We start from the raw sequence: 13,912 nt of genomic DNA on the forward strand, positions 1-13,912 counted from the left end.
GCATGGCTCGCCGCTCATTCAGTCTCATGCTCGCCTGGCGCTATCTCAACCCGCGCCGGGCCATGCTCTCCGCCGTCACGATCATCTCGGTGACGGGCGTGCTGCTGGGCGTGCTGGTGCTGGTGGTGGTGATGTCCGTTTACACGGGGCTCGAGAAGAAGGTGAAGGAGCGCGTGCTCGGCTTCACGCCGCACATCCGGCTCGAATACGGGGCCCACGAGCCGATCCTCAATTGGGAAGAGCAGGCCGCCGCGCTGGCAGGGACCCCCGGAATGCTATCCGTGACGCCTTTCATCCAGGACTACGTGCTGATGGTGGACATGATGTCCCGGACCCGCCCGGTGATGTTCAAGGCTCTGGATACCAATGATGCGGAGCAGGTGAAGGGGATCGAGGATATGCTCGATCTGGTGGGCTATCCGGACAGCAAGGCGGACATGGGGCTGGACGACCGAATCGTGGTCTCCTCGAACGTCGCGCGGCAGTTTCAGTTGGGCGTGGGTGACAAGGTGAAGTTCTACTCGGGAAAGAATTTCGACGAGGTGGAGCGCATGAATGCCCTCTCCAAGCAGCCGCCGCTGCGCGAGCTGTTTGCGGTCTCTCTAGACGCCACGAAGGATGCCCTGAAATCGGCTTTCGAGGCGCGGGGCGAGCAGTTCTTCCTGAGCGACGCGAAGTACCAGGACGTGCTCGATCCTCTCGGCGAAGCTTATAATAGCCGAAGGGACGTGCGCCCGCAGGAACTGACGATCATCGAGCGCTTCGCCCAAGCCCTGCAGGGCAAAGAGATGACCACCGGAGGCTATCTCCACGACAAAGCCGGACCCGAAGCAGCCGCGAAGATCCTGGCCGAACTCGATACGACCGACGTGAAGACCATGAACGGTGAGAACGCCGGGGAGATGCTCGAGATCGTCCTGCCGAAAGAAGCGATCGTCATCGGCGTCTATCAGGCGTCGCAAATGATGGTGACGCCGGATGTCTTCATGCCCCTGCCCCTTGCCCAGGACTTGACCGGCTTGGAGGGCGGCGTGATGGGCTTGGGCATACGGCTGGCCGATCCCTATCAAGCGGAGCGCGTCGCTGGCGAAATCCTGCCGAAGTTACCGGAACACTGGCATCTTGAGACCTGGATGAAAGATCTGGGAGAAATTTCCAAGCTGCTCAACCAACAGCGTGCCATGATGTATTTCGTACTCTCGTTCATCATGATCATCTCCGCTTTCTCGATGATGGCGGTGATGTTCACCACGACGATCCAGAAGCGCCGGGAGATCGGAGTGATGAAGGCGCTCGGCGCGGCACCGGGTCAGATCGTCGGCGTGTTCCTGAACCAAGGCATGATCCTCGGTTTCGTGGGTTCATTGCTGGGCGTCGCGCTCGGGCTGCTGGTGATCCATTTCCGGAAATCCTTGCAGGATGGTCTCCGAACTCTCGGCTTCGATCCCTTCTCCAGCGCCTTCATCGGCTTCGAAGGTTTGCCCGCGGAGGTGGATCCCGGGGAAGTCGCGATTATCGCAGTCGCGGCATTCATCCTCTGCTCGCTGGCTGCGCTGGTGCCGGCTTATTTCGCGTCGCGGAGCGATGCGGCGAAGTCGCTGCGGAATTTGTGAGGCCCGCGGTCTAACGGGCGGGTCCGGCGCTGTCATCCGGTGTGGGGAATTCCCGTGCCGTTTTATAGTCGCGCAAAACGATTGGTTTGGCTGGTATAACGGTGTCGTGAAGGAAATTTGGAACCTCGCCACCAGTGCGCCGATGCTACCGCTGACCATCCTCTTGGTCCCGGTCGTCATTTATTGGCTGCTGAGCATCCTGGGGGCGGTGGATCATGATCACTTCGGCGTGGATATGGACGGCGGAGTGGATGCCGCCCACGGTGCCGACGGTCCTCACGGCGAAGGGCACCCGCTCGGCGAGGTGATGCACGGCGCGCTGCGCATGCTGAATGCGCAGGGAGTGCCGGTGATGATGGTGCTATCCGTACTGATCGCCTATCTCTGGGGTTGCTCGATGCTGGGAAACTTGTGGTTCAACAAGGAGCTCAGTGGCGGCGCAGGGACTCTCGTTTCGGCGGGCGGGTTGGTGGCGGCAGTCATTCTCACGCGCCTCACCGTGGTACCCCTGAAGCCTCTATTCCGCCTGATCCAGGACGATCCCGAGCCGACGAAGCCGGTGATCGGGCGCTCCGGCGTGGTCCGCACCGCCTCGGTCTCCGAGCGGGAGGGCCAAGTCGAGGTCGAGAATGCGGGCGCGCCGCTGCTGCTGCATGCGCGCGTCGCCGAGGGCTCCCCTCCCCTGCCCCGCGGCACCGCGGTCCTGATCATCCGCCACGACGACTCCACCGGCATCTACATCGTTCGCTCTCTGACTGAATCCTCCTGATACACCCGACCATGAACTTGCTATCCCATCCCCAGATTCTCGCGGCCAGTCTTGAGCTTCCGGTCATCGCGATGACGATCGGACTCATCCTCGTCTTCGCGGTGACCAGCTTCGTGCTGTTTTCGATGTTCTATCGGAAGGCGCAGCGCGGCCAGGCCCTGATCAAGACCGGCGTCGGAGGCACCAAGGTGACCTTCAACGGCATGGCCGTGATGCCGGTTCTGCAGCGCTTGGAAACGATCGACATCTCGCTCAAGCGCGTCGAGATCGACCGCACCGCGAAGAACGGGCTGATCTGCAAAGACAACATGCGCGCGGACATCAAGGTCGCTTTCTTCGTGCGGGTGAATCAGACGGAGGACGATGTATTGCGCGTGGCGCAGTCGATCGGTTGCGAGCGGGCTTCCAATACCGACGAGATCCGCACGCTCTTCGATGCGAAGTTCTCCGAGGCGCTGAAGACCGTGGGCAAGCGCTTCGATTTCACGGAGCTGTATGAAGAGCGCGAGACTTTCCGCGATGAGATCATCAAGATCATCGGCACGAACTTGAACGGCTTCGTGCTCGACGATGCGGCGATCGACTACCTGGAGCAGACGCCGATCGAAGCGCTGGATCCGGACAACATTCTCGACGCGCAGGGCATCAAGAAGATCACCGAGCTGACAGCCACGCAGGCGAAGCTTTCGAACCACATCCAGCGCGACAAGGAGAAGGTCATCAAGCAGCAGGACGTGGAGGCACGCGAGGCGATCCTCGAACTGGAGCGCCAGCTTTCCGAGACGGAATCCAAGCAGAAGCGCGAGGTCGAAAGCGTGCGTGCCCGCGAGGAAGCAGAGACCCAGAAGGTCCGCGAGGAAGAGCGGCAGAAGTCCGAGCGCGCGCGCATCTCCGCGCAGGAAGAGATCGACGTGGCCACGCAGAACAAGGAGCGCCAGGTGCTGGTCGCCCAGCGCAACAAGGAGCGCACCGACGTGGTGGAAGTGGAGCGCGTGAAGCGGGACCAGGAACTCGAATCGATCGAGCGCGAGCGCGTGACCACGCTCAAGTCGATCGAGAAGGAGAAGGCCGTGGAAGTGGAGAAGAAGCTCATCCAAGACGTGATCAAGGAACGCGTCGCGGTCGAGAAGCTGGTCGTGATCGAGCAGGAGCGGATCAAGGACACCGAGGCTTTCGCCGGAGCGGACCGCCAGAAGCAGGTCAAGGTGACCCTCGCCGAGGCGGTGGCGCAGGAGGAGATGATCCGCAAGGTCAAGGAAGCGGAGGGTTCGCAGGAGGCTGCGAGGCTGATGGCCGATCAAGACCTCTACCAACGGGTCAAGTCCGCGGAGGCCTCGAAGAGGTCCGCGGAGCTGAAGGCCGAGGAAGTTGTCATTTCCGCAGAGGCCGAGCAGGCCGCCAGCGAGAAGCAAGCGGACGCGAAGAAGACCCTTGCGGAAGCCACCGCGAAGGAAGCTGCAGCCTCCGGACTCGGCGAGGTCGAGGTTTTGCTGGCGAGAGCCGATGCCACGCAGAAGCAAGGCACCGCCGATGCCGAAGTGAGCCGCTTGCGCTACGAGGCGGAAGCCGAGGGCATCAACAAGAAGGCCGGTGCCATGAAGCTGCTCGAAGCCGCGGGGCAATCGCACGAAGAATTCAAGCTGCGTCTGGAGAAGGAAAAGGCGGTGGACCTCGCCGGCATCCATATCCAGAAGGACATTGCCGAGGCCCAAGCCAAGGTGATGAGCGAGGCGATGAAGTCAGCGAAGATCGAGATCATCGGCGGCGAAGGGAAGTTCTTCGAGCAAATCGCCGGGGCGATCTCGCGCGGCAAGTCGGTGGACCGGATGGTCGAGAACAGCGCGGTGCTGGGCGATGTGAAGGACACCTTCTTCAACGGCGACCCGGAATACTTCAAAGCCCAGCTCCGCGAGTGGGCCGGACAATTCGGCGTAACCACGGAGGATGTGAAGAACCTGACCGTCGGTGCCGTGCTCGGGAAGCTGCTGGTGGATGCGACCGGGGATACCCGGAGGAAGCTGCTGTCGTTCCTGGGCACCGCGGATCGCTTCGGGATCGCGGATGAGAAGGCGGCGAAGGTCCTATCAAAATGAAGCCGAATGCAGGTGAGAACATTCACCTCGATTTAGGGCTAAAAAGTCATCAACCGCGAAAAACGCGAAAGGGCGCGAAATTTGAAAGGCATGAAAGACAAGAGTTATGAGGAGGCATTCGCTACATCAGCTTCTTCTGCCTTTCCAAATTTCGCGTTTTTCGCGTCTTTTCGCGGTTAATTCTCACTGCCCAAAATGGTGAGCGATCTTCTTTACAAGCAAGAATCCTACGACGTCATGGGCGCATGTTTTGACGTCTACAAAGAGATGGGAGCCGGCTTCGTTGAACCGATCTACCATGAATGCTTGGAACGTGAGATGAACCTAAGAAGCATACCCTTTGTTCACCATCCCGGCCTAGCGCTTAGTTACAAGGGCCACCGCCTTAAGCTGTCCTATGAAGCCGATTTCGTCACCCACTCTAAAATCGTTCTCGAAATCAAAGCCGTAAAGCGGCTTGAAGACGCCCATCGAGCCCAAGTGCTGAACTACTTGAAAGCGACGGGTTTCCAACTGGGTTTGCTTGTAAACTATGGTCGGCTCGGAGGTCTTGAATGGGAACGCATCGTTCTCTCGGAATGGATCTCAAACCAAGCCAAGAGTCCTGATCTGACCTGACACTCCCTGCCGCCAGACTTCACGTTTTCCTCGCCCTTTCTCGGTTAAAACCAAATGCCTGAAGAACCCCCAAAGCCCGACCAACTCGAAGGCGGCGCGTATGAAGTGATCCGCGCGCGGCTGGACAAGCATGCGGCGACCTTGCGAACGGGCCTCGACGCGCTCAATGCCGAGCGGCTCCAGGTATTCGGCGGGATCGAGACAGCGCTGCTGGGGACCGAAAGGGTTTCGACGGAGCACAACTGCATCGCGCGCGACCTGGTGGCGATCGGCAAGCGGCGCTTCCTCTTCGGCTACAATATCCAGTTCGGGCTGAAGCAGACGACGGACATCAAGGACGTCTTCGCTGCTTACGACTTCAACCCGGAGACCCGCTCCTTCACCGCCATGGCGGTGGAAGAGGTGATGGGCGATCCGAAGTTCACGGAGGACTTCGCCTACCTCTTCAAATATTACCGCGAGGCCGTCTTCCTGAAGTTCATGGTCATCGGACCGAACCTGTATCTGGTGATGCGGGCCGGCAAGACGGTGGACGACATCAAGGCCTTCAAGTGGCGATTCGCCAGCGATGGCACGCTCGAATATCTCGGCAACCGCTTCGATCACGAGTGCGTGTTCCCTGCCCAGCAGGAATTCGAATGGAAGCGGGCGCACCGCGGCATGCACCGCGCCGGCCAGCATCCGCACATCTCGATCGAGGACCGCGTCTTCGTAGAGACCATCGGCGGCGACCTGACGGTGAAGGTGGAGGACAACACCGCCAGCGGCCAAGGCATCTACTCCGAGCCGGTGACGGAGAGCGACCAAACTCTGGACGATGCGGAGATCTTCTACGCCACGGTCGGTTCGCTCATCATCCTCAAAATCCTGCCTTACCGCGAGTCGCTGCACCGGCATCTGGTCTACAATGAGAAGACCAAGACGGTGCATCGCATCGACTCCATCGGAGCCTCCTGCGTGCTTCTGCCTGACGATCAGGGGATCATCTTCGCCAACGGCTATCTGTTGCAAAGCGGCGAGGTGAAGACCTTCGATCACGGCCTGCTGGACATGCGCTACGAGCGGAAGGTCGCGAGCGCGAATGGCGAGGATTTCCTCTACTCGTTCTACAACCGGGCGGCGGGCGACTACGTGCTGCTCTCCTACAACCGGATCAAGCAGGCGGTGGAGACGCCGATCGTCTGCTCGGGCTACTCCCTTTTCGGCAACGGCCAACTGGTGCTGTTCCGCGCCGACGGCCAGGCGCAGAAGCATCACGCGCTGCAAATATGGCAAACGCCGTACTTGGATGATGAGACCAGCGCCGCTGCCGCCACCGACAAGGATTCCTTCCTCTACAAGATCGGCAATCCGGAGTTGGTCCGCGGGATGGCGGAGGCCCGGGAGCTGCTGACCTTGCTCCAGAAGGACGACTCCTTCGCCGGTCTCTATCTCGACATCGTCAAGCGCTCCGGCGATCTGCTGGATGCCTACTTCTGGCTCGATCGGGCCGAATGCCAATCGCTGGCCGCACCAGTGCGCGAACTCAAGAAAGCGGGTGAAGCCGCGATCGGCGAATTCGAGAAGGTGCAGAAGCTGCGCGCCGTGGCCACCGAACGCACGGCCAGTGTCCAGGCAGCGATCGAGAAGCTGGTGCGCGAGACTCAGGCCTCGCCGCCGGATGCACTCCAAGGCTTCGTTCACCAACTCGCCGGACTTCGCAAGTTGCGCGGCGAGATCATCGCCCTGCGCGACGTGCGCTACACGGATACCGCCGCCATTGCGGGTTTCGAGAAAGAGGTGGTGGAGACCACCGATGCCGTCTCCGCCCGCACGGTCGAATTCCTTTTGGGCGAGGAGTCGCTGAAGTCGTATGCCGCATCGGTCGATGTCCAAGAAGCGGCGCTGGCGAAGATCGCGAAGGTCACCGAGGCGGACGAAGTCGCCACGGCGCTGGACCAGGCCGCGGCGGAGCTGGAGATGCTGATCGAGATCGTGGGCGGCCTGAAGATCGCCGATGCGACGCAGACCACGGCGATCATCGAGCGGATTTCCGCGCTCTATGCCCGCCTGAACGGCACGCGCGGATCACTGCGGAACAAGCGCAAGGAACTCGCACGCGGCGAGGGCGAGGCCCAGTTCGCGGCGCAGATGAAGCTGCTCTCGCAGGCCCTGGCCAACTACCTCGACCTCTGCGACACACCCGAGAAGTGCGATGAATCGCTGACGCGCCTGATGGTGCAGGTGGAAGAACTTGAAAGCCGCTTCGCCGAGTTCGACGAATACATCGAGCAACTGACGACGCGGAGAGAGGAAATCTACGACGCCTTCGAGGGCCGCCGCACGCAGCTCGTGGAAGCGCGAGGCAAAAGGGCCGGCGCCCTTTTCAAATCGGCGGAGCGCATCCTCGCCGGCATCCGCAACCGTGTTTCGTTGCTGGGGGAAGTGGAGGAGATCCACTCCTACTTCGCGACCGACCCGATGATCGAAAAGGTCCGCGACCTGATCGGCCAACTCCAGACATTGGGTGACTCCGTAAAGTCGGACGATCTCCAGACGCGGCTCAAGACGCTGCGCGAGGACGGTGTGCGGCAGTTGAAGGACAAGAAGGATCTCTACGTCGAGGGCGAGAACATCATCCGCTTCGGGAAGAATTCCTTCAACGTGAACACCCAGCCGCTGGAGATGACCATCGTGCCCCACGAGGACGCGATGGCCTTCCACCTGACGGGGACCAAATTCTACGAGCCGATCAATGACCCTGCCTTCCTCGCGGCGCGGGAAGCGTGGGATCTGGAAGTGCCGAGCGAGAGCCCGCGGGTGGCGCGGGCGGAGTATCTTGCCTGGCGCTTTCTACTCGCTGGCAAACACGAGGGCGATCTCCTCGCTTCGATCCAGGCCTTCATGCAGCCACGCTACGCGGAAGGTTACACCAAGGGTGTGCATGACGAGGACGCAGCCAAGATCCTGGCGCAACTGCTGCCGATCCATACCGAGGCCGGGTTGTTGCGATTCGGGCCGCAGGAGCGGTCCGCGGCGATATTGTTCTGGGATTCCTGGGAAGATCCGGCGAAGGCACGTTTGGCTGGACAGTTCGCTTCCTACGGGAAGCGTCGTAATTTGTTCGCGGGTGGGGACGAGACCGAGCGCTGGAAGTCGCGCTTGGCGGAGGGATTTGAGAAGTGGCGCGGGGACTACGGGTTGTTTGAGGAGGTGAGTTCCGGCAAAGTCGCCGATTATCTCACGGAGGAATTGGCGGGCGGAGGAGACTTCGTGGTCTCGGCGGCGGCGGCGGAGTTGGCGAAAGGATTTCAACAAGGGCTTTTGGCGAAGCGGGCCGAAGCGGTATTCCGGGAGTCGCTCGGCGGACAGGAGTGTCCACCCTCCACCAGGTATGAGGTGGCGCGCGACTGGCTCGGCGGATTCGCGGCGCAGGATGGCGGCCTGCCCGGCACGCCGGCGGAACTGGTGCCCGCGGTGATCGATGAAGCGGCGGTCCACCTGGCCCGCGGCGGATTCGAACAGCGTGCCGTGAAGTCGGTGGCGCTCTCCTTCCGCGTGGAAGGCCTGCGCTCCAACCATTCGCGAGTCGTCAATGGCGGCCTCGATATCCACTACAGCGAATTTCTTGATCGTCTGGAACGGCACGAGCGGACCGATGCCGCGGCCTTCCGCGCGCTGGCCGAACGCAAGTCCAAGCTGACCGGCGCAAAGCGCGAGCAGATGCGGCTCGAAGAATTCAAGCCGAAGGTGATGAGCGCCTTCGTGCGCAACCGCCTGATCGACGAGGTCTATCTGCCGCTGATCGGCAACAACCTGGCCAAGCAGCTCGGCACCGCCGGGGCGAACACCCGCACCGACCGCATGGGCCTGCTGCTGCTGATCTCGCCGCCCGGCTATGGCAAGACCACGATCATGGAGTACGTGGCCAACCGTCTCGGCCTGACCTTTGTGAAAATCAATGGCCCGGCGCTCGGCCACCGCGTGCTATCGCTCGACCCCGCCGAAGCCCCGAATGCCTCCGCCCGCATGGAGGTGGAGCGCGCCAACCTGGCGCTGGAGATGGGCGATAACGTGATGCTGTATCTGGACGACATCCAGCACACCGACCCGGAGTTCCTTCAGAAGTTCATCAGCCTCTGCGACGCCCAGCGGAAGATCGAAGGCGTCTGGCAAGGCCAGGGGAAGACCTACGATCTCCGTGGCCGGAAAGTCGCCGTGGTGATGGCCGGCAACCCTTACACCGAGAGCGGCGGCAAGTTCCAGATTCCCGACATGCTCGCGAACCGCGCCGATACCTACAACCTCGGCGACATCCTCGGCGGGCACGAGGCGGCCTTCAAAGCGAGCTACATCGAGAACTCCCTGACTTCGAACCAAGCGCTCTCCCGCCTCGCCAGCCGCTCGCAGAAGGACGTGCAGATGCTGATCCGGATCGCGGAAACCGGCAGCCGCGACGGCGCGGACTTCGAAGGCAACTACACGCCGGCGGAGATCGAGGAAATGCTCGCGGTGACCAAGCACCTGCTAGTGGTGCGGGACACCATCCTGCGCGTGAACCTGCAGTACATCAAAAGCGCCGCACAAGAGGACGCCTACCGCAGCGAGCCGCCCTTCAAGCTCCAAGGCTCTTACCGCAACATGAACCGCATCGCGGAGAAGGTGCTGCCGCTGATGACGCCCGAAGAGGTCCGGCAGATCATCCTCGATCACTACCGCAGCGAGTCGCAGAACCTCACCACGGCGGCCGAGGCGAACCTGCTGAAATTTTACGAGATGGAGGGCCTGCTGGACGAGGCGCAGGCAACGCGCTGGGAGTCCATCAAGAAACAATTCAACAAGCGCAAGCTGCTCGGTGCCGGCGGCGAGAACGATCCGGTTGCGCGGGTCGTCGCACAACTCACGCAATTCAACGACGGGCTGGAAGCGATCACCGCGGGGATTTCGCAGGCGGGAATGAATTATGCCCAACCGCAGTCCCTAACAGAGCAGACGGTTCTGCAATTGCGCCAGATCATCGAGGGCCTGCGGGCCGTGCCGGTGCAGGTCGATATCAAGGTCGTGCCGGTGCAGGACGAGAAAGGCAGCATCGAGAAAATGGACGGCAACGAGAAACCACCGCTGGCCTTCGAGCCGGAGGTGAATCAGGGATGAAGACCGGTCGGGAAAACTCCCCAAAGGAAAGCATTTGCCCGAGATGGCTAACTTGGCTAGTTTCCCAGCAACATGCAGGGCAGTATTCACGAGGCGAAGACGCAGCTCCCCAAGCTGATCGCGGCGGCAGAACGCGGCGAGGAAGTGATCATTGCCCGGCGCGATAAACCGGTGGTCAGGCTCAACCTCGTCGAGGAGCATCAGGGGCAGACGCGGATCGGAGGTCTCAAGGGCAAGAAACTCAAGATGGGTGCGGGATTCAATGATCCTTCTCTCAACGAGGGCATTGCCCGATCCTTCGAATCAAAATGACCGGTGCCAAGAAAGGGGGGTGGCTGTTGGAGACGCATGCGTTGCTGTGGATGCTTCATGGCGATCGCCGCCTGTCCAAAAAGGCCGCCCAAGCCATCGACGGAAAGCTCCCGGTATATCACTCATCGGCAAGCTGGGAGATCGCTATCAAGCTCTCCGGCAAGGGCTTTGATTTCGAAGTGGATGGGGATTGGCACCAAATTTACCCAGCGGAGTTGAAACGTATCAGCGTGCCGCTTCTTGCTCCGTCCATCGAGGAATTCCGTCTTCTGCAGGATCTTCCGAAGCACCATGGCGATCCGTTCGACCGCATTCTGATCTGCCAAGCGATACGAGGCGGTTTGGGAATCGTCTCGGCCGACGGGTCTTTGGATGCTTACGGGATCAAACGGATATGGTAATGGCTACCCCGGAATCCTGTAGCAAAACGACCGAACTCATCCGGCTACCTCCCATGCGCATCGACTGTCACGTCCACATCGTCGGTACCGGCACCGGTGGAACGGGCTGTTGGTATCGTCCGAAAGGGCTCACGCGGATCGGCGAGCCTTTCCTGGTCAAGGCGGTCGGCCTGACCACCGGCGACCTGCACGGACCGGAGTTCGATCAGATCTACGAGCAGCGGCTGCTGGAGTTCGTGCGCGGGGCCACGCTGATCGACCGGGCCTTGCTGCTGGCCCACGAGCTGCCGCACCGCGAGGATGGCACGCCCTTGCCCGAGCGTTCCTCGCTCTACGTGCCGAATGACTACGTGCTGGAGCTCGCCCGGAAGCACTCCGAGTTTCTGGCCGCCGTCTCGATCCATCCTGCGCGCAAGGATGCCATGGAAGAGCTGGAGAAGTGTCTGGCCGGGGGTGCGGCCGCATTGAAGTGCCTGCCCAACGTGCAGGGCATCGATTGGAACAACCGCCGCTACACCGGCTTCCTCGAGCGCATGGCCGAAGCCGGCCTGCCGCTGCTCGCGCACACCGGCAGCGAGCGGACCATGCCGGTCATGGACCATGCCCTAGCCTCGCCGCAGGTCCTGAAGCTTCCGCTGGAGATCGGCGTCACCTGCATCGCGGCGCATGCCGGCACCGGCATGATGCTGCTCGATCCCGACTACCTCGATGCCTTCGTCGAGATGCTGGCGAAGTATCCGAATCTCTACGGCGACAATAGCGCTCTGGCCGCCCTCAATTTCCGCCTGCGGCCCTCCGCCCTGCGGCAGCTCGTCGCCGCGGAGATGGAAGGGCGGATCCTTCACGGCAGCGACTTGCCGGTCCCTTCCAGCGGCTTCCTGCCCTGGGCCTTCCGCATGCTGCCGTGGCGGGACTACCGCACTGCCCGCGTGATCGCCAATCCCCTCGAACGGGACGCACGGCTCAAGCAGATGCTCGGATTCGGCGAGGCGACCTTCCATGGCGCGGCCAAGGTGCTGCGGGGTGCGTAGCTTCACGGCACGCGATCACGTGATGTTGCGGCGGCGGATGGGTGCTAGGGTTCTCTCACCCCCCAATCCCCCCACCTGATGAAAACCGCACCCCCCCTGCGGTCTTCGAAAAGGAACGGCTTCTCACTACTGGAACTTACAGTAGTGATCGCAGTCCTCCTATCGTTGACTACCGTACTGATGCTCGGAGCCCGCGCCTGGAAAAACGGCGCCGACCGAACCGGCTGCATCATGACCATCCGCAACGTGCAAGTCGCCGTTCGCTCGTACCAGAACCTCTACGGCTACGAAGCCGGCGGGATGCCCTATGCCGAAGGCGGTAGCCAGGACATCGCCGCGCACATGTTTGCCAAGGGCTACATCAGCGGCAAAACCTACGATGCGGTCCAAGGCTTCGAGGCCTGCACCGGTGGCGGCCACTACGAGCGCCCGCATGCCGATGCCTTCCCGATGCCCGGCCAGCTCTACATCAAGTGCTCCCTCGCCGCACTGGAGAACCACGCCCCGAGCGGGACCCCGGAATGGTGATCAGCCCTCGAGCGCGGAGCGCAGATCGGAGGCCGCGGAAAACGCCTTCTGCTGCGGGTCCGGCACGAAACCGAAATCGTCGCCGAATTCCGGCAGCTTGACGGGCAGCGCCGGGCTTGGCAGGCCCTCCGCCAGCACGTCAAGCTGGGCGGCGAGAGCCTGCATCCGCGCATCCAGCGCAGCAATGCCCTCGCCATGGGATTTTTCAGTCTCCGCGAGGCGCGAATCGAGCTTGCCGATCGATTCGGCCACCGGTTTGAGGAGAGCCTCAAGGGCAACACGGCGTTGCTCGGAGCGGTCCAGAAGAGCCTGTTTTTCAGCAGCGCCACGGGTTTCTCCTTCCAAGCGGGTGCGGATCTCGGCGAGCTGGGTCCGGAGGGCTTGGGAATTCGCCTCGTGCTGAGTGGCTTCCGAGGTGGCGGCGGCATGGCGGGCCGCGAGGTCGGCAAGCTGGCGTTCGCCAGCCTTGAGCCGCTCCTCCAGACGGGTGCGGCGGCCGGAGAGGGCGAGCCAGGTGACCAGCCAGCTGAGAAAGAGTCCGGCGGCAAGGGCTCCGAGGACCCAGGGTAGGGCGGCTTCGAGTTCGGGTGGCATGATCGGATTGTTCCTTGCGGATGCACGGACCCGGCGCAAGCTTGAGCCCGTCGCAGCCGCCCGACCGGATTACCGGGCGGGCCGCGCGAACGCAAACCAAACCGACTCACGATCATGGCTCATACGCTTCCTCCACTCGGCTATTCCCTCGACGCGCTCGAACCCCACATCGATGCGCGCACCATGGAGATCCACCACGGCAAGCACCACAACGCCTACGTCACCAACCTGAACGCCGCCCTCGCCGGCAAACCGGATCTCGAGGCCAAGAGCGCCGAAGACCTGATCACGGACCTCGGTGCGGTGCCGGACGACATCCGCACGGCGGTGCGCAACAACGGTGGCGGCCACGTCAATCACTCGCTGTTCTGGAAAGTCATCGCCCCCGGCGGCGCGAAGGCTCCTTCCGGCGACCTTGCCGCGGCCATCGACAAGGCTTTCGGCTCCTTCGATGCCTTCAAGGAAGCCTTCGGCAAGGCGGCCACCACCCGCTTCGGCTCCGGCTGGGCCTGGCTCTCCAAGACCGCGGACGGCCTGGCGATTTCCTCGACCGCGAATCAGGACAACCCGACCATGGGCCCCGACTTCGGCGGCAGCAAGGGCGCGACCCCGATCCTCGGCCTGGATGTCTGGGAGCACGCCTACTACCTGAATTACCAGAACCGCCGTCCGGATTACATCACGGCCTTCTGGAACGTGGTGAATTGGGACGTGGTCGCGGCGAATTTCGCCTGATCCCGCCGGTCAGAATCTTTAGGAAAAAGCGGTCGGGGCTTTCCCGGCCGCTTTTTTCGGCTTCGATTTCCGCTCCTGCTGCTTG

At 62.0% G+C, this 13,912-nt stretch carries 11 protein-coding genes and 1 pseudogene; 11 read left to right on the forward strand and 1 reads right to left on the reverse strand.

Annotated features, from left to right (window positions below):
- Positions 1 to 26 precede the first annotated feature (26 nt).
- The 10 genes and pseudogenes from ABWK72_RS15640 to ABWK72_RS15685 all read left to right on the forward strand — a co-directional run bounded on the left by ABWK72_RS15640 (position 27) and on the right by ABWK72_RS15685 (position 12,498).
- Positions 27 to 1,613: an ABC transporter permease gene (locus ABWK72_RS15640; protein ID WP_367870504.1), complete on the forward strand. Its 1,587-nt coding sequence runs from the start codon at positions 27 to 29 to the stop codon at positions 1,611 to 1,613.
- Between the two features lie 106 nt (positions 1,614 to 1,719).
- Positions 1,720 to 2,382 (forward strand): hypothetical protein, encoded by a 663-nt coding sequence (locus tag ABWK72_RS15645; protein WP_367870505.1) that lies wholly within the window; start codon positions 1,720 to 1,722, stop codon positions 2,380 to 2,382.
- Positions 2,383 to 2,393: 11 nt separating this feature from the next.
- Positions 2,394 to 4,475 (forward strand): flotillin family protein, encoded by a 2,082-nt coding sequence (locus tag ABWK72_RS15650; RefSeq protein WP_367870506.1) that lies wholly within the window; start codon positions 2,394 to 2,396, stop codon positions 4,473 to 4,475.
- Between the two features lie 195 nt (positions 4,476 to 4,670).
- On the forward strand, positions 4,671 to 5,093 hold the full coding sequence (locus ABWK72_RS15655; protein ID WP_367870507.1) for a GxxExxY protein: 423 nt from the start codon (positions 4,671 to 4,673) through the stop codon (positions 5,091 to 5,093).
- Between the two features lie 54 nt (positions 5,094 to 5,147).
- Positions 5,148 to 10,226: a DNA repair ATPase gene (locus tag ABWK72_RS15660; RefSeq protein WP_367870508.1), complete on the forward strand. Its 5,079-nt coding sequence runs from the start codon at positions 5,148 to 5,150 to the stop codon at positions 10,224 to 10,226.
- Positions 10,227 to 10,298: 72 nt separating this feature from the next.
- Entirely contained in the window at positions 10,299 to 10,538 is a 240-nt protein-coding gene (locus ABWK72_RS15665; protein ID WP_367870509.1) for a type II toxin-antitoxin system Phd/YefM family antitoxin, read from the forward strand.
- On the forward strand, positions 10,535 to 10,939 hold the full coding sequence (locus ABWK72_RS15670) for a type II toxin-antitoxin system VapC family toxin (protein WP_367870510.1): 405 nt from the start codon (positions 10,535 to 10,537) through the stop codon (positions 10,937 to 10,939). Before ABWK72_RS15665 ends, ABWK72_RS15670 begins: the two co-directional genes overlap by 4 nt.
- Before the next feature lie 53 nt (positions 10,940 to 10,992).
- Entirely contained in the window at positions 10,993 to 11,970 is a 978-nt protein-coding gene (locus ABWK72_RS15675) for an amidohydrolase family protein (protein WP_367870511.1), read from the forward strand.
- A gap of 78 nt (positions 11,971 to 12,048) precedes the next feature.
- A pseudogene (locus ABWK72_RS15680) lies at positions 12,049 to 12,144 on the forward strand (type II secretion system protein); the annotation flags it as partial.
- Positions 12,145 to 12,201: 57 nt separating this feature from the next.
- Entirely contained in the window at positions 12,202 to 12,498 is a 297-nt protein-coding gene (locus ABWK72_RS15685) for a hypothetical protein (RefSeq protein WP_367875385.1), read from the forward strand.
- Here the strand turns inward: ABWK72_RS15685 and ABWK72_RS15690 are convergent, their stop codons facing one another.
- Complete coding sequence (locus tag ABWK72_RS15690; protein WP_367870512.1) at positions 12,499 to 13,092, reverse strand: hypothetical protein; 594 nt, start codon at positions 13,090 to 13,092, stop codon at positions 12,499 to 12,501. It abuts the gene before it with no gap.
- Positions 13,093 to 13,206: 114 nt separating this feature from the next.
- On the opposite strand from ABWK72_RS15690, the gene ABWK72_RS15695 reads away from it, so the two are divergent.
- A complete protein-coding gene (locus ABWK72_RS15695; RefSeq protein WP_367870513.1) occupies positions 13,207 to 13,827 on the forward strand; it encodes a superoxide dismutase in 621 nt (206 codons plus the stop codon).
- Positions 13,828 to 13,912 lie beyond the last annotated feature (85 nt).

Source organism: Luteolibacter sp. Populi (genome assembly GCF_040801775.1).
Lineage (GTDB): Bacteria > Verrucomicrobiota > Verrucomicrobiia > Verrucomicrobiales > Akkermansiaceae > Haloferula.